Source organism: Streptomyces sp. NPDC096105, assembly GCF_044763335.1.
Lineage (GTDB): Bacteria > Actinomycetota > Actinomycetes > Streptomycetales > Streptomycetaceae > Streptomyces.
Genome location: NZ_JBIWGC010000022.1, coordinates 37,949 through 57,058, shown reverse-complemented (window position 1 = coordinate 57,058; position 19,110 = coordinate 37,949). Strand labels below are relative to the sequence as shown.

General features: G+C 70.7%; 16 protein-coding genes and 3 pseudogenes. 16 read left to right on the top strand and 3 right to left on the bottom strand.

What is annotated here, in order from left to right; translation table 11 throughout:
- The first annotated feature begins 24 nt into the window (after positions 1 to 24).
- The 10 genes from ureG (at position 25) to ACIQ8B_RS27160 (ending at position 11,466) form a co-directional block, all read left to right on the top strand.
- On the top strand, positions 25 to 723 hold the full coding sequence (gene ureG, locus ACIQ8B_RS27205) for an urease accessory protein UreG (protein ID WP_403550369.1): 699 nt from the start codon (positions 25 to 27) through the stop codon (positions 721 to 723).
- Entirely contained in the window at positions 720 to 1,628 is a 909-nt protein-coding gene (locus tag ACIQ8B_RS27200) for an urease accessory protein UreD (RefSeq protein WP_403550367.1), read from the top strand. Before ureG ends, ACIQ8B_RS27200 begins: the two co-directional genes overlap by 4 nt.
- Before the next feature lie 1,165 nt (positions 1,629 to 2,793).
- Positions 2,794 to 3,519 carry a dienelactone hydrolase family protein gene (locus tag ACIQ8B_RS27195; RefSeq protein WP_403550366.1) on the top strand — a complete coding sequence of 242 codons (726 nt, stop codon included), beginning with the start codon at positions 2,794 to 2,796 and terminating at the stop codon, positions 3,517 to 3,519.
- Positions 3,520 to 4,496: 977 nt separating this feature from the next.
- Complete coding sequence (locus ACIQ8B_RS27190; protein ID WP_391663206.1) at positions 4,497 to 5,033, top strand: RNA polymerase sigma factor; 537 nt, start codon at positions 4,497 to 4,499, stop codon at positions 5,031 to 5,033.
- Positions 5,030 to 5,788 carry a hypothetical protein gene (locus ACIQ8B_RS27185; RefSeq protein ID WP_290009736.1) on the top strand — a complete coding sequence of 253 codons (759 nt, stop codon included), beginning with the start codon at positions 5,030 to 5,032 and terminating at the stop codon, positions 5,786 to 5,788. Before ACIQ8B_RS27190 ends, ACIQ8B_RS27185 begins: the two co-directional genes overlap by 4 nt.
- 94 nt (positions 5,789 to 5,882) lie before the next feature.
- Entirely contained in the window at positions 5,883 to 6,062 is a 180-nt protein-coding gene (locus ACIQ8B_RS27180) for a hypothetical protein (RefSeq protein WP_403550363.1), read from the top strand.
- A 29-nt stretch (positions 6,063 to 6,091) separates the two neighbouring features.
- A complete protein-coding gene (locus tag ACIQ8B_RS27175) occupies positions 6,092 to 6,805 on the top strand; it encodes an IS630 family transposase (RefSeq protein ID WP_403550466.1) in 714 nt (237 codons plus the stop codon).
- Between the two features lie 814 nt (positions 6,806 to 7,619).
- Positions 7,620 to 9,668: a TerD family protein gene (locus tag ACIQ8B_RS27170; protein WP_403550465.1), complete on the top strand. Its 2,049-nt coding sequence runs from the start codon at positions 7,620 to 7,622 to the stop codon at positions 9,666 to 9,668.
- Between the two features lie 212 nt (positions 9,669 to 9,880).
- Complete coding sequence (locus ACIQ8B_RS27165; RefSeq protein ID WP_403550361.1) at positions 9,881 to 10,627, top strand: vWA domain-containing protein; 747 nt, start codon at positions 9,881 to 9,883, stop codon at positions 10,625 to 10,627.
- A gap of 200 nt (positions 10,628 to 10,827) precedes the next feature.
- Complete coding sequence (locus ACIQ8B_RS27160; protein WP_403550359.1) at positions 10,828 to 11,466, top strand: LysE family translocator; 639 nt, start codon at positions 10,828 to 10,830, stop codon at positions 11,464 to 11,466.
- Positions 11,467 to 11,711: 245 nt separating this feature from the next.
- Here the strand turns inward: ACIQ8B_RS27160 and ACIQ8B_RS27155 are convergent.
- Positions 11,712 to 12,410 (bottom strand): annotated as a pseudogene (locus ACIQ8B_RS27155) (IS701 family transposase); the annotation flags it as partial.
- A gap of 77 nt (positions 12,411 to 12,487) precedes the next feature.
- Between ACIQ8B_RS27155 and ACIQ8B_RS27150 the strand changes: the two are divergent.
- From ACIQ8B_RS27150 to ACIQ8B_RS27140, 3 genes and pseudogenes are all read left to right on the top strand, one after another.
- Positions 12,488 to 13,294 (top strand): annotated as a pseudogene (locus ACIQ8B_RS27150) (ABC transporter); the annotation flags it as partial.
- A gap of 308 nt (positions 13,295 to 13,602) precedes the next feature.
- Positions 13,603 to 14,136 carry a DUF488 family protein gene (locus ACIQ8B_RS27145; RefSeq protein ID WP_290009749.1) on the top strand — a complete coding sequence of 178 codons (534 nt, stop codon included), beginning with the start codon at positions 13,603 to 13,605 and terminating at the stop codon, positions 14,134 to 14,136.
- A 7-nt stretch (positions 14,137 to 14,143) separates the two neighbouring features.
- Positions 14,144 to 14,446, top strand: coding sequence for an MGMT family protein (locus ACIQ8B_RS27140; RefSeq protein ID WP_403550357.1), 303 nt, complete (start codon positions 14,144 to 14,146; stop codon positions 14,444 to 14,446).
- Between the two features lie 59 nt (positions 14,447 to 14,505).
- Here ACIQ8B_RS27140 and ACIQ8B_RS27135 read toward each other — a convergent pair whose 3' ends face one another.
- Positions 14,506 to 14,742, bottom strand: coding sequence for a hypothetical protein (locus ACIQ8B_RS27135; protein WP_403550355.1), 237 nt, complete (start codon positions 14,740 to 14,742; stop codon positions 14,506 to 14,508).
- A gap of 101 nt (positions 14,743 to 14,843) precedes the next feature.
- Positions 14,844 to 15,593, bottom strand: a complete 750-nt coding sequence (locus ACIQ8B_RS27130; RefSeq protein WP_403550353.1) for a helix-turn-helix domain-containing protein — start codon at positions 15,591 to 15,593, stop codon at positions 14,844 to 14,846.
- A 231-nt stretch (positions 15,594 to 15,824) separates the two neighbouring features.
- Between ACIQ8B_RS27130 and ACIQ8B_RS27125 the strand changes: the two are divergent.
- From ACIQ8B_RS27125 to ACIQ8B_RS27115, 3 genes and pseudogenes are all read left to right on the top strand, one after another.
- Positions 15,825 to 16,498, top strand: a pseudogene (locus tag ACIQ8B_RS27125) (DUF4097 family beta strand repeat-containing protein).
- Between the two features lie 245 nt (positions 16,499 to 16,743).
- Complete coding sequence (locus ACIQ8B_RS27120) at positions 16,744 to 17,484, top strand: SMP-30/gluconolactonase/LRE family protein (protein ID WP_403550351.1); 741 nt, start codon at positions 16,744 to 16,746, stop codon at positions 17,482 to 17,484.
- On the top strand, positions 17,481 to 18,941 hold the full coding sequence (locus ACIQ8B_RS27115; RefSeq protein WP_403550350.1) for a glucose-6-phosphate dehydrogenase: 1,461 nt from the start codon (positions 17,481 to 17,483) through the stop codon (positions 18,939 to 18,941). The genes ACIQ8B_RS27120 and ACIQ8B_RS27115 overlap by 4 nt, the downstream gene beginning before the upstream one ends.
- Positions 18,942 to 19,110: the final 169 nt, after the last annotated feature.

Sequence of the window (19,110 nt, the reverse complement as noted above, 5' to 3'; positions counted from 1 at the left end):
CTCACCGTCGCCTGGAGCATCCCTGTGCATCTCGACCACCCCGTGACCATGCCGCACCGCCACACCCACAGCGCCGAACCGCTGCTCGCCGACGGCAGCCGCCGCGCCCTGCGCGTCGGCTTCGGCGGGCCCGTCGGCTCGGGCAAGACCGCGACCGTGGCCGCACTGTGCCGCGCCCTGCGCGACCGGTTCTCCCTCGCCGTGGTCACCAACGACATCTACACCCAGGAGGACGCCGCCTTCCTGCGTCGCGAGGCCGTTCTGCCGCCCGAGCGGATCACCGCCGTGGAGACCGGAGCCTGCCCGCACACCGCCATCCGCGACGACATCTCCGCCAACCTCGAAGCCGTCGAGGAACTCGAGCGGACCCTGCACCCGCTCGACCTGATCCTCATCGAGTCCGGCGGAGACAACCTCACCGCGACCTTCTCCCGCGGACTCGTCGACACCCAGGTCTTCGTCATCGACGTGGCCAGCGGCGACGACATCCCCCGCAAGGGAGGCCCCGGCATCACCACCGCCGACCTCCTCGTCGTCAACAAGACCGACCTGGCCCCCTACGTCGGCGTCGACCTGGACACCATGAGGGCCGACACCCGCGAGCAGCGAGGGGACCTGCCGTACGCCTTCACCAGCCTCACCGGCACCGACGGCGTCCAGCCGGTCGCCGACTGGGTCACCGGCTGCCTCGCCGCCTGGCACACCACCGGATCCACCCGGTGAACGCCGCCGCGCCCCAGGCGCCGACCGCGCTCCCACCGGCCGACGAGCCAGGGCGGACCAACGGTCCACCGCACGGCCCGCGCTCCACCGCGTCCGCCCCGGCGCACCCGTCGGGCGTCGTCGCCGCCGCCCGGATCCAGGCCACCCACAACGGCCGCACCACCACGGTGCCCCTCCTGCACAGCGACGGTCCTTTCCACCTCCGCCGGCTACGAGCCCGCGGAGAACAGGCACGCGTCCGCGTGATCGGCGCGATGAGCGCACCGCTCGGCGGAGACCGGCTCGCCCTCGACATCACCGCCGGAACACGCGCCCGGCTGGAAGTGACCGGCGCAGCCGCCACCCTCGCTCTGCGCGGCCCCACCACCGCACCGGCCACCTACGACGTGAGGCTCCAGGCGGGCGACCACGCGAGTCTGCACTGGCTGCCGGAACCCTTGATCAGTACCCAGGGCAGCATCCTGCACCAGACGTTCACCATCGACCTCGCTGCCACCTCCCGTCTGCTCATGCGAGAGGAACAGCTCCTGGGCCGCTCCGGCGAGGAGCCGGGCCACCTCACCACCCGCCTCACCGTCCGCCGCGGCGGACGGCCGCTCCTCGACCAGGACACCGCCTACGGCTGCCCGGCACCGGCATGGGACGGCCCCGCGGTCCTGGGACCCCACCGCGCCACCGGACAACTCCTCCTCGTCGACCCAGAGCTGCGCACTCCCCGCGCCCCGCACGTCATCGGCGACGACCCGGCCGAGGGCCACGCCGTACTGACCCCCCTCGCCGCTCCCCAGGCCCTCGTCGCCACCGCCGTCGCCCCGACACCAGCCCAGCTCCGCCACCTTCTGGACACCGCCCTCGCCTGCGCCTACGAGCCGCAAAGACCGGAGCCCGACGACGAGCAGCAGTGAAATCCGTGGTGGAGCAGAACGACGTCGCAGGAGTTCTCACCGTGGCGGACGCCCCGGCATCCGGCGCGGCGTTCCGTCTCGCGGTCCCCTGACGCCCGTTACTGCATCCGGGGGGCCGGCCCGACCGGACGCGCAGACCGCCGGCCACCCGTGCGGAGCCCACCGCTGCCCACAACCGAGCCCGGCCTGCCGACGGGAATCGCCCAGCGATCCCCCCCCTCGGCCGGCCGGCCGTCCCTCTTCTCATCCCGCTCACTTCGCGGCCGGGCAAGGCGGGGTTGCGTCAGTGAAGCGCCGCAGGGCCGGAGAGCGCCTCCTCACTGCGCTCCGGGCCTCCGCGTCCCGGCCGCTCCCCTCTGTCCGCGAGAGGCCGGGGCCCGTCCTCCTGCACAGGTGCCCTTCGCGGCGCAGCGAACCCTCGGGACCCGGACCGGAACGACGATGAGACCGCGTGCCAGGGCCTGTCCCTGCCGGCCGGATCCTGCACCGGGCCCTTGAGCGCCCCCATCGCAGCGGCGGCTTCTTCACCATCGCCGCCCCAGGCGGCGCCGCCGTCGAGACGACCTCCAGTGAAGCCGGACATGTCCTGCCCGGTACTCACGAGATCGCCGCCGTCAGAAAGGGCGGCCGACGCCGCAGCAGCGGTTGCGGGGAGGGGTGCACCGGCGAGCGCGGCCGTGGTCGTGATCCTCATGTTCAGCCCGACGACCGACCGGACAACAGGACGCGCAGCCCAGCAGGCCACTGACGTCCGGCGGGCCACCAGCCGGCCGGTCGGAGAACGTGACGGTCGCACACGCCTTGGTCGCACACGCCTTCCGCCCGTCCCGTTGACGCGCCCGTCCGAGCGTCTCGTGGCGGGCCCGTCGCGCCGCATGATCACCACGACCACTCCGCACCCCGTGCTGCCCGCGTCCGTCCGGGACCGCGCGGACACCTTCCACAAGCGGAAAAACACGGTCCCGCCGGGGCGGCCGGCACAGCCTGGGCGGCAGCCCCACCCCGGGCGCGCACTCGACCGTCGTCGACGGCGACCCCTGCCTGCGCCCGCCCGGTGACCAGCGGATCATGAGTCATCGCCGCATTTCGGAAGAACACCCGCGTTGTTCTGCCGGCGGCAGAACAACGGCCCGACCGGACTCGACGATCACTACAGTCCAGTCGCATGACGACGATCGCCACGCGCACGGTCGAGTACCCGGCCGACGGTCTGACGATGATCGGGCACCTCGCGCTCCCGGCCGGAGTCGATCGCCGGCCCGCGGTGCTGCTCGGGCCGGAGGGCATGGGGCTCAGCGACGTCGAGCGCCGCCGGGCCGATGCTCTCGCCGAGCTGGGATACGTAACGCTGGCCTTCGACCTTCACGGCGGGCGCTATCTGGGTGACCCCGAGGAGATGCTGGCCCGTTGCATGCCGCTGCTCGCCGACCCCGACCGGATGCGGGGCATCGGTCGTGCGGCGCTCGACGTGTTGCGTGCCGAGCCACGGACCGACCCCGACCGGATCGCCGCCGTCGGCTACGGCACCGGAGGCGCCGTCGGGCTGGAACTCGGGCGCGACGGCGTCGACCTGCGTGCGATCGGGACAGTCAACGCGCTGACCACGGGCCGACCGGGCGAAGCGGCGCGCATTCGCTGCCCGGTGTGGGCCGGGGTCGGGTCGGAAGACCCGATCATGCCGCCCGTGCAACGAGGCGCGTTCATCGCCGAGATGCAGGCCGCGGGCGTCGACTGGCGCCTCGTGGTCTACGGCGGCGCCCTGCACGCCTTCCACCACCCGCCGGTCGACCACCCCGTGGTCCCCGGCGTTGGCTACCACCCACGGCACGCGCAGCGAGCCTGGCACGACGTCGTCGACCTGCTCGCCGAGTGCCTGACCGTAGCGGAGTGATCTGATCGGAACCGCGATTCCGGGCCGCGGGCCAGACCCGTGGACCGCCACCGGCTCCGGTGGTCTCACCCTCGACGCGGTCAGCGGTTGGCGGGATCGGCCTGCCGCCCGGGTCGCCCTGGAAGACGGCGAGATGCGCCTGAGTGGCCCGGCCTCTTTCGCTTCTGTCCGCGGGCCCGTGTCGGGCACAGGGGAAGCGGTCCGGGGTGAGGCGGGGGGACGCGGTCGGTCCGATGTGCTGTGCGTGCCGCACGGACTGCTCCTGCCGGATGCCCGGCCATCGCCGTGCCCGCCCACCGGATCGTCGCGCTCACCAGCGACCGGCGCCGGCGCAGCGACGGACAGGTACCCGCCCTCGGTTCGTACGGTGGCCAGGGGCCGCTTACATCACACGCGTCAGGTTCCGGTCCGTGCCGGGACGGCTATGAACGGCGAGCTCGTCCGCATTCCGTGTCGCGTGCCACGACGTCGACGAGGAGGACCGGCTCGCTCCCGTGCATCTCGTTGATCGGGTTCGTGCACGCCACGACTCCGGGCTCCGGTGGGGAGTTCCGCGCGGGCCGGGTCGTCACCCGAGCGGGCCTCCCGGGCCCGGGTGCGGGCCGGGACCGGGAGGCCCGAGGGTGGGGCATGCTCCCGGGCGGGGGTGCTCTCACCGGTCACCGTTCGCCTCAGAGGCGCGGCGACACGAGTCCGACTCCTGGTGGTTTCAGGCCGGTTTGGCTGATAACCGGAGACCTCTGCTTGTGACTCCCGTCACGTCGAGTGGCCGCACAGGGCGAACCACAGCACCTCGGGAAGGGCCGATGCCGCAGCTCAGGCGGGGTGCCCTTCCCGCAACATGATCACCATGGGCGACCATTGAATGTCGGACGGTCATATGAAAGGTCGTCTGCATGCGTGTTCGGGGCGCTGAGCCGGTTGAGTGACCGTCACCGGCGCACGCCGGGCACCAGACACCTCAACGAAGAGGATCCATGCACGAAGACGTCTTCCGTGCCGACGACGGCTACGGTTCCGCCACACAGGAGCCGCTCCCCCTGCCGCTGGACTTCGAGGCGCACTACGTGATGAACCAGGAGGCGTGGCACTCCTACGCGCTGTACCGGCTCGGCACCAACGATGCCGCCGAGCGCGCGGTGCACCGCGCCTTCCTGGAAGTGCTGCGGAACTGGGACGCGCTGCTCGCCGAGGCCAACCTGCCGCAGCAGACCTGGAGCATCCTGCGGCGCGTCGTCGGGGACGAGGCGCTGTGCGCGGCACGCGACGGGATCACGGCGATGCCGAGCACGATCGGCCTGTACCCGGCGCTGCTGAAGCTGCCGCAGCGCCAGTTGGACGTGGTCATCCTGCGGTACGTCCTGCAGTACAGCAGCCGCAAGACCGGCTGGTACCTCGGTATCACCGCGAGCACCGTGGACCACCACTGCCGCAAGGCCCGCGAGCGCCTCGCCCCGGTCTACCACCGTCACCGTGGCACGAGCCCGCAGAAGAAGGAGGAGGCAGACCAGTGACATCTGTGAGGAACAAGCGCCCCGCCGAGGCCGAGACGACATGGGCGGAGCGTCTGCGCGAGGCGGATCCCGTCGTGCGCGAGCCGCGTCGGCCGTTCAACGTCGCCGAAGGGCTGCGCCGGCTGGCCGCGGACGCCGGGTACGCCCCGACCGCGCCGGCCCGGCCCACCGGCGCCGGCGCCCGCCGCCAGCTGGATCTGATCTCCCGGTGGACCGTCACCGAGGCCGGTGCCGCCGACCACGTCGAAGAACTCGCCGCGGTCATCGGCGACGACGGCACCGGCAGGCCCAACTGGGACGACTTCACCGAGTGGACGCCCGTCGACGTCCACGGCATCCACGTCTTCGCCTGCATCCTCCACCTCGCCGACCACCCCGAGAGCGCCGTGTTCTGGTGGCAGATCGCCGCCGGCGCCGAGCACACCGGCGCCGCCTACTGCCTGCACCTGCACCACCTCAGCCAGGGCGAGATCCGCGAAGCGGCCCTGTGGAAACGGCAGATGAGCGCCATGCGCGACCGCACCGCACAGCAGTGGTTCGACGGTCCGCCCAACGACTACACCCACGACCTGGTCGGCGCCGTGAACGCCTTCACCGCCTACTGCGCCCGCCACCGCGAACCGGCGCCGATCCCCACCCGCCACCTGCAGAAGCGTTACGAAGCGCTCGCCGACCGCCACGACGAGGACGGACTGGTCTGCCGGCCCGACAGCCGGCTGCGCGACCGCATCCAGGAACTCATCACACCGCGCTGACCCAGCACCGACGAAGAAGCCCGGCAGGGACGAAGGTTTCCAGGCCGCCCGCCCCACCAGGTTTCACGAGCAGTACCCACGAGGGAGCACCGCCATGAACGAGACCAACCGCACCGCCCCCGCCGCGCAGGCTCCCGGCCGCTTCGGCCGGGCATCGGCATGGATCCGCCGCCGTCGCGGCGCCCTCATCTCCAGCGCCCTGCGCGGCGCCGCCTACGGCTGCGGCGCCGGCATCGCCGGCCTGCTCTTCTGGTGGCTGCGCCAGATGATCTGAGCCGCTACCGGGCCCGCCCCTGAGAGCGGATCCGTCAGACCCGGCTCCCGTGCTGGACCGGGTGGGCGAGAGCCTCGGGCGGCGCCGCCGCAACCGTCACCGACGCGGACATCGAGCGCGTCGTCGTCAAGACGCTGGAGGAGGAACCCAAGGGCGCCGCCCATTGGTCGGCCCGGTCGATGGCGGCGGCCACCGGCATGTCCCAGTCCGCGGTCTCACGGATCTGGTGGACGCTCGCCCTCGCGCCGCACCGCTCGCAGACGTCTCTGCTGCCCGCCGACCCGTTGTTCATCGACAGGGTCCGTGGCGCGGCCGGCCTCTACCTGGGCCCTCCGAAGAAGGCCCTGGTGCTGTGTCTGGACGAGAAGCCGCAGATCCAGGCCCTGGACCGGTCCCAGCCCGTGTCGCCGATGATGCCCCGGGTTCCCGAGCGCCGCAGCCACGACCGCATCCGGGCCGGCACCACCGCCCTGTTCGCAGTCCTGGAGGTCGCCACGGGGAAGGTGATCGGCTCTCCGCACCGCAGGCATCGGGCCCTGGAGTTCACGAAGTTCCTGGCCAAGCTGGACAAGAAGGTGCCCCCGGGCCTGGACGTACACCTGGTCCTGGACTACTACGTCACCCACAAGACACCCGCCGTCAAGAAGTGGCTGCTGACGAGTCCCCGTTTCCACCTGCACTTCACGCCGACGAGTTCGTCCTGGCTGAACCTGGAGGAGCGGTGGTTCGCCGAGCTCACGTAGAAGCTCAAGCGCGGCGTCCACCGCTGCGTCCAGGCCCTCGAACGCGACGTCCGTTCCTGGCTCGCCAGCTGGAACGGCAATCCACGACCGTTCGTCTGGACGAAGACCGCCGACGAAATCCTCGACAAAGCAGCCACCTGCTGCCGACGAGCCTCCGGCTCAGGTCACTGGACGCGGTCCGGCAGCATGCTGCCCCGCGGCTTCGCTCCACTCACGGCGGTCCCGCCGTAGCGAGCGAGGACCTGCGGACGGCATCCGCCGTTTTCTCGCGGCGCAGCACGCCCCGGCCCGGCCCAGGTAGCAGCACTCGTCGACAAGCATCCACGCCCGGGGATCGAGCCCGCGCTCCGGAAGCTGAACATCCTTTTGCCCGCCTACTGCCGCTGGCGTCAGGCCGAGAGAGCCGTACGGACGGCGGCAGCAGGACGCGCAGTCGACGGGAAGCGTCCGGCAAATCCAGGAGGGTTCCAACGACGCCCACGGATCACCCTCGTCCATGCCGCCCTCACACGCAACGCAATCCACGTCGGCCACGGTGGGGCGAGCGGCTCATGCGCAAGGCCAGTCTCGCCGGCGACAACCCCCGCAGACCCAACGGCAGGCCGGAAGACACCAGCAACACCGAGGGAGAAGCAGCCACGGTTCAGTGTCGACACGGCTGTTACACACCTGGCTTCACGGAACCTCCACGACCAGGCTCGGTGCGTATTACAGTTTCCTCTGCGCGGCTCGTCATCTTGTGTCGCGTAGAGGACAGATGGGGCGGAATCATCCGCATGCCCAAGGTGCGCCGTCGGGGGGCTTTGTGCAGGAAATGATCAAGGGCGCGAATACGGCCCTGGCGGATCTGAGCGACGACGTCGGTTCAGTGATCGTCAGTTTGGGCTGGGCCAGCCCTACCGGCGAGGGTGACGCGGATGTGTCGGTCCTGCTGCTGGACACGAACGGCAAGGTGCGCAGCGACAGCGACTTCTACTTCTACAACCATCCGGTGGCCGCCGACGGAAGCGTGCAGCTTCTGGGCAAGACACCGACGGCAGACGGCAGCGAGGACCGGATCAGTTTCGACCTCACCGCGGTGCCGTCCGAGATCGGCCGGATCGTCGTCGCCGCGAGCAGGTATGACGGAGCTCGCTTCGATGAGCTGGAGGATGTGAGGATCACACTGGCCGACGCGGCCGGCGAGAGCCTCCTGCGGTTCGCCGTCGACGACGCCGACTCGGTGACGGCGGTCATCTTCGGCGAGTTGTACCGGCGGGGCGAGGGATGGAAGTTCCGTGCCGTCGGGCAGGGTTACGAGAGCGGGCTTGCGGGGCTGGCGACCGACTTCGGTGTCGACATCGAGGACGACGCGGCCACTGAGGCGGAGACGGAAGCAGCGCTCGACACCCCCGAAGCCGACGAGCACGCGGATGCGGCGACCCTGGCACCGGCCGAGGAGCCGGCCCCGCCGGCGGTGCTGGAGGCCATCCCCGCGCCTCGCCGGCCCGAGGGCGAGGCCGTCGAGCCGAAGAAGCCGACCGCGCGCCCCCGCACCGCGAAGAAGAAAGTCACCCTTCCCAGGACGGTCAAGAAGACCCTGGCGGAGAACGACTCCTGGAAGCCGGCCAGGCTCTTTCCGGTTTCGGTGCTCAAGAGCGACCGGGACCGGGAGATGCGTGCCACTTCGGTGCTGCTGTCGGTGATGGCGCAGGTGCCAGAGTTCAGCAGGAGGCTCACCGCCGGGTTCGGGGCTCCGGCGGGCCACATGGAGACGTTCACCGAGGTCTCCCTGCCCCATGGCGACAGTCCGCGGCGCCCGGACGGGGTGATCCGGGTGGAGCGGGCCGGCAAGTTGTGGACCGCGCTGGTCGAGACGAAGACCAACGGCAACGCACTCAAGGCCGACCAGGTGCAGGCGTACATGGACATAGCCGCGCGCCGCGGTTATGAGGCCGTGATCACGCTGACGAACGACGTCGCGCTGGAGGGCAGCCCGCTCGTCGACGTCAAGATCGACAAACGGCGCAAGCACAAGGTGGCTCTTTGGCACCTGTCCTGGGCGGAAGTCGCCCACCAAGCGCAGATGCTGATCAGACACGAGGGAGTGGGCAACGTCGCGCACGCCTGGCTTCTACAGGAACTGCTGTACTACCTGCAGCACGAGAACTCCGGCTGCCACGGCTTCCAGAACATGGGTCCGGCCTGGGTCCCCGTGCGCAACGGGATCGACGACGAAACCCTCTGCCAGGGTGACGCCCGGGCACTGGAAGTGGCCGAGAACTGGGAGCGACTCATCCGCCAGGTCTGCCTCAGGCTGGGTGGCGAACTCGGACAGAAGGTGCTGCCCGTCCAGCGCGCCAAGCGCGGAACGGACCCCACCGAGCGCCGCAACCGCCTCGCCGACCAGCTCTGTCTCGACGGACGTCTCCAGGCGGAGCTGCGCATCGACGGCATCCCCGGCGTCCTGGCCGTCAGCGCCGATCTGCGCACCGGTAAACTGCGCACCTCCGTCGAAATCCCGGCCCCCGAGCAGGGTTACCCCCTGAGCTGGGCCAAGCGACTCGTCCGACGCCTGGCCGAGGCGCCGGCGGACCTCCACGTCGAGACTCTCGTCGACAGCGAGACCGGAGGCCCGCGCGGAACCCTGGAGCGGCTGCGCCCCGAACCGGCGGACCTGCTCCCCAAGGACAACGGCACCAAGATCACCGGGTTCCGCCTGTCCCTGCTCAAGAGCATGGGAAGCGGCCGCGGCAACGCCGAGACCGGCTTCATCCGCAGCGTCGACGACGCCGTGCACCGCTTCTACACCACCGTCGTCGTCCATCTGGATACCCCGAGGACACGCCGGGCGCCGGCCAAGGAGCGCACCACGACCGGATGACGCCCGGGCACAGGCGGCAGCAGCACCGTCCTTGTCCCACGAGAGATCGTCCTCTTGCACAGGCCCGCACCCGGCCTGAGTTCTGCAAGGGGGCGCTCGCGCAACCTGGTGTCATGCTGCCCGTTGCTCCCCGGTCTTTCAGTCCGAACCGCACTGCCCGCTTCCGAGCAGGCACAACGTGCCTGCTCGGAAGCGGGCATCACCCTGGAGGAGTGATTTCGACGAATGACATCGAGCGTGCTGCGACCATCAGCCTGACCAAGGTGCAGGAGAGGGCACCTGATCTGGTCAGCCTGTACAAGACGGCGGGTGCCAGCGTGCGCAGGCATGGGCTGGAGGACGTGCGGGTTGCGGTGTATCTCGTGCTGGACCGCTCCGGGTCGATGCGGCCCTACTACCGGGACGGCACCATGCAACACCTGGCCGAGCAGGTTCTGTCACTGTCGGCTCATCTTGATGACGACGGCACCGTTCCGGTGGTGTTCTTCTCCACCGACGTCGACGGATCCACCGACCTGACGCTCGGCGGACACCGCGGCCGGATCAACAAACTGCACGAGAACCTCGGTCACATGGGACGCACCAACTATCACTGGGCCATGGACGAGGTCATCGACCACTACATGGAATCCGGCAGCCACTGCCCCGCCCTGGTCATCTTCCAGACCGACGGCGGCCCCACCAGCAGGTCAGCTGCCGAACGCTACCTGTGCAAGGCCGCCCGTCTTCCCTTCTTCTGGCAGTTCATCGGTTTCGGCGACCCCGATGACAATGAGTTCACATTCCTGCGCAAGCTGGACACCCTCGCCGTCCCGGCCCACCGCATCGTCGACAACGCAGGCTTCTTCCACGCTGGCCGCGCCCCGCAAGCCATCCCCGACCACCGCCTCTTCGACCAATTGCTGCAGGAATTCCCCGACTGGCTGACCACCGCCCGCACCGCCGGCATTCTGAAATGAGACGCCCAGGGCTGTCCCCTGCACCGGCGCACCGACGGCCACCGCGCCCCACCGGCACGCCCAGCAGAGGACAGCAGCCGCAAGAGGGCCGGCACCCGAAGACGACCAATACGGCTAGTACTGCAAAGGTGCTCGCCGTTGCAGTACTAGGTCCAAAGTCGGTCTGGTGACACCTGCCCACAGGGGCGAGAATTCCGTCCATGGTCAACTCCCACCAGTTGCTCGCTTTCTGCGCCATGTCGTTGCTTCTGTCAGCCGTGCCAGGGCCGAGCGTGCTCTTCGTCATCGGACGAGCTCTCGCCCACGGGCGCAGAACGGCGTTGTCTTCTGTCCTCGGCAACGCGCTCGGCGGCTACGTGCTTGTCATCGCGGTGGCCATGGGCGTCGGGAGCGTGGTCGAGCGTTCGGTCTTGCTCTTCAACCTGATCAAGCTGGCCGGAGCCGCCTACCTCGTCTTTCTCGGTGCGAAGGCGCTGCGGGCGAGCTGGAGGGACCGGGCGATCACGAGGATCGCCTCGGGTGCCGCGCCCGGCGGCGGCTCGGTCCGGGCGGGGTTCGTCGTCGGGGTGACCAACCCGAAAAGCATCGTCTTCCTCACCGCCGTCCTGCCTCAGTTCGTCGACCCGGAAGCCGGCCACGCCAGCATCCAGATGCTCCTCCTGGGCCTGGCCGGAGCCCTGCTTCAACTGGTCTCCGACGGCATCTGGGGGCTGACCGCCTCCACTGCTCGTGCCTGGCTGGGTCGTTCTCCCCGCCGCATGTCACTGATCGGTGGCACGGGAGGGCTGGCCATGATCGGCCTTGGGGCATCTGTCGCCGTCACCGGCCGGGCAGATTAGTGCTCATGGGCTGTGGCCTCGTTGTTTGCAGTGGCAGGTGCGGACCTGGTGTTGGTGTCGTCGGCGCCAGGTCGACCAGTGCAGGATCTGTTCGACGGGGGCGCAGTGGCGCTGGGTGAGCCGGTGAATGAGGCGGCGTATATCAGCGAGGCTCAGGGCTATGAGCTGAGAGGATCCGTTTCCGCTTTCCCGGTGTCGAGTGCGCGGGCCCTCGGGCCGGTCAGGACGGCGTGGACGGCCATGGCGAGGGTGACGTGGCGGGTGGCGGCCATGACGTGAAAGACGTCGGCCTGTTCGAGTTCGGTCCGTCAGCCTTTGCTGTATAGCCGTAGCCCGCGTCCGCCGTCACCCTCCGGAACGGAATCTCGTCGGTGACCGCCCGGCGGACCATCTCCCGCGCCATGGTGACCTTGGTGGCGAAGCCGATCGCGTCCTCGACGCCCGCGCGACGGCATCGTTCCCGGTCGTCCGTCCAGGAGGCGGGCAGATGCAGGAGCCGGTCGATCAACGTCCGCCCGCGGCTGGTGGCGTAGGCGAGGAAGACGCCGACCTGGCAGTTCTCCGTGCGTCCGGCGGTGCCGGAGTACTGACGCCGGACGCCGGCCGACCGGTCGCCCTTCTCCATGAAACCGGTGTCGTCCACGATCAGAACCGCGTCCTGGTCCCCGAGATGCCCGACCGCGTGGTTCCGGACATCGTCGAGGATCAGGTCGGCGTCCCACTCGATCCGATTCAGCAGCCGGTGCAGCCGGTCCGGGCCTGCATGGCCGGCCACCTCCCGCCAGCTTCCAGCCGTTCTTCCGCTCCAGCGGGGCTGTCAGCCCGCGCATGTAGGCCAGAGCCGACTCCCGCGGCTCCGACCGGCCGAAACGAGGAGCAAAACGGCCATGCAGAGCATCCAGTTCACCGGCCCATATCCGAGCCTCGGCAACGTCCCCACCCATGCCCAGGACAACGACAGACCCAGCCTCCCCTCACGGCAAGCACCGTTGCAGTACTGGTTGCCGGGTCCGTCGCGCCGAGCGTCCGCGACGGCGCGGTCGCGGCGTGGCCGGGAACCTGGCAGGGCGCCGGCCTGCACAGCATGTCCGTGCTCGCCGGCTCGAGGAGTCGGCGGATGCGTGCTCGGGCGATGTGCTTCGTCCGGGGCGTCCCCTGCCCCGAGTGCCACGGCAGCCGCATCCGGCTGGAGGCGCTCACGGCACCTTCGCAGGTCGCTCGGTCGCCGAGGGCCGACGTCATGCCGCTCGCCGAGGTCGTGAAGCTGCTGCGGCCCGTGGCGGACCTGCCCGAGGCGACTGCCACCACGCCCACCGCCCGGTCCGGAGGGCCGACCAGGGCCGCGGTACGCATCTGCGCCGACCTGGTCGCACGGATCGACGTGCTGCTCGGCCTCGGCCCGGACCACCTCGGCCTCGCACGACGTTCGACGGCCCTGTCGCCGGGTGAGGCCCAGCGCCCGCGGATCGCCACCAGCTGCGCGCTCAGGGCTGTTCGGCATGGTCCATGTGCTCGACGAGCCCTCCGCCGGCCCGCACCCGGCGGACACGGGGCCACTGCCGGACGTGCTCGACCAGCTCAGGGCGTCGGGCAACTCGCTCTCCGCCGTCGAGCACGCTCTCGACGCCGTGCGCCGGGCCGACGGGGCGGTCGACATCGGCCCCGGTTCCCGCAGGGACGGCTGCGCCTGACCGGCGTCTCCCGCCACCACCTGCGCGAGGTGTCCGTCGACGTGCCGCTCCGGGTGCTGACTGCGGTGACCGGGGTCTCCGGTTCCGGCAAGTCGATCCTGGTCACGCAGGTGCTCGCCGAAGTCGTGGGCCGTCATCCCTGGCCGGGTCGGTCGCGACGAGGCACTGCGGGCGCTCACGGCCGCCGATGTCCGCGACGCCCCTCACCGCCGCCACGCCGCATGACCGGTACCCCGGCCTTACGGGCGGGGACTCCCCGCCGTCGCGTCACGGAAAGCGACCCCGCCGTACGAGATCGGGAGCGGAGGGACCGATCACCTTGCCCCGCACGGGGGAAGCACACTGGAGGAGAGCTGATGCCGCCGGCCTTCGCGCCTGCCCGCCCGGGCAGCTCCTCGCAGGCCGGAGAGCGATGCGAGCCCTGACAGCGGGACACGGAGATGTGATGGCGAACCGCGTATACACCATCGGGCATTCGACCCGCACCTTCGATGACGTGCTGTCAATGCTGCGGAAAAATGAGATCACCCACCTGGTGGATGTCCGTTCCTACCCGGCATCGCGCAAGTTTCCGCAGTGGAACCAGGACGCGATCATCGACGGTCTCCCCCCAGCTGTCCGATACCGGTGGATCCGGGAGCTGGGCGGCAGGCGGCACACCCCCAAGGGCGTCGAGAGCGTCAACACTGCGTGGCGGGTGAAGGCATTCCGGGACTACGCCGATCACATGATGAGCAGCGAGTTCACGAAAGGGCTGGATGAACTGCTCGACCTCGCCGCGCACGGTCGGCCGGTGATCATGTGCAGTGAGGCCGTACCGTGGCGCTGCCACCGCAGACTCATCACTGACGCGCTGCTCGTCGCAGGTGTGGAGGTCACGCACATCATGTCCGCCACCGTGACGAAACCGGCGTCCTTGAACGAGTGCGCGTGCGTTCATAACGGTCGCATCACCTACCCTGCGCCCTGCGGTGAGTGAGATGAGCATGGACATCGTCGCAGAGGTCCGCGAGGCAGTCGCGGCCATCCCGGCGGGCAGCGTCGCTTCCCACGGAGACGTCGCGAAATGGATCGGAACGGGTCCTCGGCAGGTGGGGCGCGTGATGGGCCTCCTCGACGAGGGCGTGCCCTGGTGGCGCGTAGTCCACGCAGACGGCACGCCCGCGACGTGCCACCAGGGTCAGGCCCCCCGGCTGCTGGCCGAAGAAGGGACACCGATGCGCGGCGCACGAGTGGACATGCGACGCGCACGGCACCGCAGGCAGACGCCTGTCCCGCCGTCGCCGTGATCGCGAGGCGGCCTTGCCCCGGAGCCGGGGGCGCCGTGGCCCGGCCGGGGGCCGTTCCGTCAGGTTGACGCCCCGGTACGGAACACCGACGGCACCATGGCCTCCGGCGGCCGTCCCGCGGCGGACCGGCGCAGCTCGTCGGACGGGACCGTCCGGCCGTCCGCCGGGACGACATGGGACACCGGGCGCTGCTGCCCGGAACTGCCCTCCCCGGCGACCACGACGGCCTGCGCGAGACCGGTGTGCTCGGACAGCGCCCCCTCCACCTCGGCCGGCTCGACCCGTGCACCGCGCACGCCCGCCCGGACGTCGGCCGGGGGCCGGTATCGCCCCGCAGGTCACCGCGTGCGCGGCCGCCGCGGATTCGGTCGCCGCGCATGCTCGGCCCACTGCAGGTCTACTCGTGCTCCGGCTCCGTGGTGCCGCCCGGGGGCGCCTCGGGTTTCGTGCGAAGGATCTCGCGGGCCTGTTCCGCGGCGCGGGCGGTGCTCTCGGAGACGAAGTCGAGGAAGCGGGCGATGTTCTCCAGGCGGGTGGCGGCCGGGGTGCCCGGGACGAGGACGTGGACGCCCTGCCGTGCGGTCTCGACGATCTGGGCGATGGAGCGGGCGCTGGCCATCATCGACTGGTACCAGACGTCGTCGTCCACGACATAGCGCTCACGGCGGCCGTCACCCTGCTCCCGGCGGACAAGATCCTGGCTCTCGAGGAAGGCGATCGCCTTGGAGACGGACGCCGGGCTGACCTGGAGGCGCTGGACGAGTTCGGCAGCGGTGAGGCTGCCCGCGTCGGAGAGGGTGAGGCAGGCCATCACCCGAGCCGTCATCGTGGGCATGCCCGAAGCCATCATGACGGTGGTGAACGTCTCCTCGTACTCGCGCACCGCCTCGGCGTCGCGCCCGTAGGCCTGCTCGGGTGCTCCGCTCCCCCGGGACGCGGCCTGCCGACGGCGGTGGGCGCGACGTTCGGTGGCGCGCTGGGCCAGGTCGGCGCGATAGGCGGTGGGGCCGCCGTTGCGCATCACCTCACGCGTGATCGTCGAGGTCGGACGCCCCAGGCGCCTGGCGATCTCCGCGTAGGCGAGGCCTTCGGCCAGTCCCAACGCGATCTGCTGACGTTCCTGCTGTGTGAGCCTGCCTCCCGGCATCGCGGTCTCCTTCGTGCTCTGTGACGGTCCCCGGCGCCTCGAGCGTAGTGTCCGACCTCATACCATTGCAACGATCACGATACTCGCATTACTTTACCTTCCATATCACTGCAATGATTTCACCCACTTCACCTGGAGATACTTAATTTTAGAGCAACAAAGATGTTGCTCAATCCACGAACGCAACGTAGCTTTTCCAATGTCAGAAAAAACGAGTCACGGGAGAGCACGATGCAGAAGTTCGACACCCCCGCCCCTATCTCCGCCGTCCTGGACGTCCAGGACGGCGGGTTCAGGTCCTCGCCGCCGACCGGGCCGACACCCTGGTCGAGATCCGGCCCGCCGACCCCTCCAGGAGCCGGGACGTGAAGCTCGCCGAGCAGGCCACGGTCGAATACGCCGACGGCATCCTGCGGATCACGGCCACGGCGGCGACGAAGAGCCGGGTCCTGGGCCCGTCCGGCTCCGTCGAGGTGACCGTGCGCCTGCCCGCCGGCTCCCGCATCGAGGTCAGGGCGGCCGGCGCCGATTTCCGGGGCGTCGGACGGCTCGGCGAGGTCGCCGTCGACGGCTCCCGCGGCCGGGTCAAGCTCGACGAGACCGCCGGCGCCCGCCTCACCGTCCTGGCCGGGAACGGCACCGTCGGCCGGCTCACCGGCCCCGCGCAGATCAGCACCCACCAGGGCGACATCCGCATCGACGAGGCCGTCCGCGGCACGGTCACGCTGCGCACCCAGCAGGGCCGGATCTCGGTGGGAGCCGCCCGTGGCACCTCCGCCACCCTCGACGCCGGCACCTCCTACGGCCGCATCCGCAACACCCTCCAGAACACCGAGGGCGCCACGGCCGGCCTGACCATCCACGCCACCACCGCCCACGGCGACATCACCGCCCACAGCCTGTGACCCGCACCCGGACCACGCAGCCACCCCCCTTGACCGGCTCGTCCGTCGCGGCGAACGGGCTGCGCACGGCGTACGGGGAGAAGGGTCGTCCTCGACGGCGTCGGCCCGGCCGTGCCGGAGGACAGGAACTGAATTCGCGTTCGAGCCGGACCGCTTTCCGGCGCCGCGCGACGAAGATGCGGGGCGCCGGGACACGGACAATCATCTGAGAGAGGCGGTTGCGAGTCGTCCGCCGACCGCCGCCCATGCCGCCTTCGTGCGCCTCTCTGACCGCGATCCGGGACGGAGTCTCCATGCCCAGGAACGGCGGGGCACGGCCTGCCCGCACGAGCTGCCGGCCTCTCTCACGATCGCTCTCGCGAAGTCACGCGGCGGGAGGACGACCGGCGTTTCCCGCCCCGGAACCGCCCCGCCCGGTCGACGAGTCGTCCGGCCGAGCGGCGGAGCCGGCCGGGTGGCCTCTCGGCAGGGGGCACGCGGGAGTCCAGGGCGGCCCGGCGGCCGCCGACCGGGACCCGGACGGCGCGACGACGACCGCCCTCGACGCCGTGACGGTCTCCACCGGTCTCGAACGGAGCCCTGACGGGGACCGCGCGCACTACGCCGGCACAGCGACGGGCCGCGTCGACGCCTTCGACTACGACTACGACTACGAGCACGGGCTGGGCGGACGGCGCCCGTTCACCACCGTGCCGGAGGGCGGCGGCAGCCGGGACGCGCCGACGGTCGACGCGGAGGGCGGCGCCCGGGGCGTCCTGTACGGCGGCGGCGTGCACCGGTACGCGCCGGACGGCACACTCGACGGAGTCGTGGAGCTCCCGGTCACCAAGGTCACCGCGTGCGCCTTCGGCGGGCCCCGGCTCGACCGGCTGTTCATCACCACCTCGCGCGAGCACCTCGGCCCCGGCGCCGAGCCGGCGGCGGGCGCGCTGTTCGCCTGCACGCCCGGGTCGCCGGGGATGCCGGTGAGGGAGTTCGCCGGATGAGCGCCGCCGACGCCCCGGCGGGCCCGCACGGCGAGCGGCCCCAGACGCTGCTCGTTCTCGGCGCCCGCGGCGACCTCACGAAGAGGCTGCTCCTGCCCGGCCTGGGCAGCCTCGTCGCGGCATCCGGGCTGACCGGTCTCCATCTGGTCGGCAGTGACCGGGGCGAGGGCAGCGACGAGGAATGGCGGGCGCTCGTCGCGCGGGCGTTCTCCGAGGGCGACGCGAGCGGTGCGGCCGTCGACGCCGTCGTCCGCGACACGCGCTACGTGGCCGCGGACGCCGCCGGCGCGGACGACCTGCGCGGTCTGCTGGCGTCCTGCGGCGGCCGCCTCACGCTGTACTTCGCGCTACCACCGGCGGTCACCGTCGAAGCGTGCCGGACGCTGGCCCGGATCGGAGTGCCCGAAGGGACGCGCCTGGTGCTCGAGAAGCCCTTCGGCACCGACGCGGCCAGTGCCACGGCACTGAACGAACTGCTGCACAGCTTCGTGCCCGAGGACCATGTGCATCGCGTCGACCACTTCCTCGGTATGCCGACGGTGCTGAACATCCTGGGCGTCCGGTTCGCCAACCGGGTCATCGAACCTCTGCTGACCTCGGAACACGTCGAAGCGGTCGACATCGTGTTCGACGAGACGCTCGGTCTGGAGGGCCGGGCCGGCTTCTACGACACGACGGGCGCCCTGCGGGACATGGTCCAGAGTCATCTGCTTCAGGTGCTGGCGCTGGTGGCGATGCCCGCGCCGAGCGCTTTGGAGCCGGTCGATGTGCGGGACGCCAAGGCGCACGTCCTGCGCGCCACCCACGTCTGGGACGACCGTCCCGAGCGGTTCAGCCGACGTGCCCGCTACACCGCCGACACGGTCGGCGGGCGCTCGCTCCCCTCGTACACCGACGAGCCGGGTACCGATCCGGCCCGGGAGACCGAGACCCTCGCCGAGGTCATGTTCGCGGTCGACACCTGGCAGTGGGCCGGCGTGCCCTTCCGGGTCCGCTCGGGCAAGGCGATCGGCGCGCCCCGACAGGAGGTCACCTTCTGGTTCAAGGCTCCCCGGCACGTGCCGGGCGGGCTCACCGGCGCGGTGCCCAACAACCGGCTGCGCCTCGGCATCGGCCCCCACCGCCTGCAACTGGACCTCAATGTCAACGGGGCGGGTGATCCCTCCACCATCTCCCCCGTCACCCTCGACACCTCTTTCGCCCCGGGCGAGTTGCTCGAGTACGGGGAGGTGCTCCGGGGCGTGCTGGAGGACGAGAAGCCCCTGTCGGTGCGCGACGACATGTCGGTCGAGTCGTGGCGCATCGTCGAACCGGTGCTGGACGCCTGGCACGATGGACGCGTCCCCCTCGACGCGTACCCGGCCGGCAGCGCGGGCCCCGGGAGCTGGGAGGACCTGGCGCCCCGAACGAACCCCTGGACACCCGGCCGGCGGACCGGAGCCCCTTCGCCCAGCTGACGCCGAAAGGGCTCGGGACCGTCCGCCGCTGGGCGACGGCCCTCACCATCGGCAGCTTCCTGTTCGGCTTCGGCACCGGGATCATCCCGGCGCGCCGTTGTTCATCCGCGACGGCTTCGGGCGAACTCCTTCGAGTGGATGCACGGGATCGACGGCCTGGAGATGTCCT

Bases quoted from the DNA above. Each gene is read 5' to 3' on its own strand.
- ACIQ8B_RS27170 (WP_403550465.1), top strand. From the start codon at position 7,620: ATGATCAAGGGCGCGAATACGGCCCTGGCGGATCTGAGCGACGACGTC.
- ACIQ8B_RS27115 (WP_403550350.1), top strand. From the start codon at position 17,481: ATGAGCGCCGCCGACGCCCCGGCGGGCCCGCACGGCGAGCGGCCCCAG.
- ACIQ8B_RS27140 (WP_403550357.1), top strand. From the start codon at position 14,144: ATGGACATCGTCGCAGAGGTCCGCGAGGCAGTCGCGGCCATCCCGGCG.
- ACIQ8B_RS27120 (WP_403550351.1), top strand. From the start codon at position 16,744: ATGCCGCCTTCGTGCGCCTCTCTGACCGCGATCCGGGACGGAGTCTCC.
- ACIQ8B_RS27145 (WP_290009749.1), top strand. From the start codon at position 13,603: ATGGCGAACCGCGTATACACCATCGGGCATTCGACCCGCACCTTCGAT.
- ACIQ8B_RS27190 (WP_391663206.1), top strand. From the start codon at position 4,497: ATGCACGAAGACGTCTTCCGTGCCGACGACGGCTACGGTTCCGCCACA.
- ACIQ8B_RS27180 (WP_403550363.1), top strand. From the start codon at position 5,883: ATGAACGAGACCAACCGCACCGCCCCCGCCGCGCAGGCTCCCGGCCGC.
- ACIQ8B_RS27130 (WP_403550353.1), bottom strand. From the start codon at position 15,593: ATGCCGGGAGGCAGGCTCACACAGCAGGAACGTCAGCAGATCGCGTTG.
- ACIQ8B_RS27195 (WP_403550366.1), top strand. From the start codon at position 2,794: ATGACGACGATCGCCACGCGCACGGTCGAGTACCCGGCCGACGGTCTG.
- ACIQ8B_RS27160 (WP_403550359.1), top strand. From the start codon at position 10,828: ATGGTCAACTCCCACCAGTTGCTCGCTTTCTGCGCCATGTCGTTGCTT.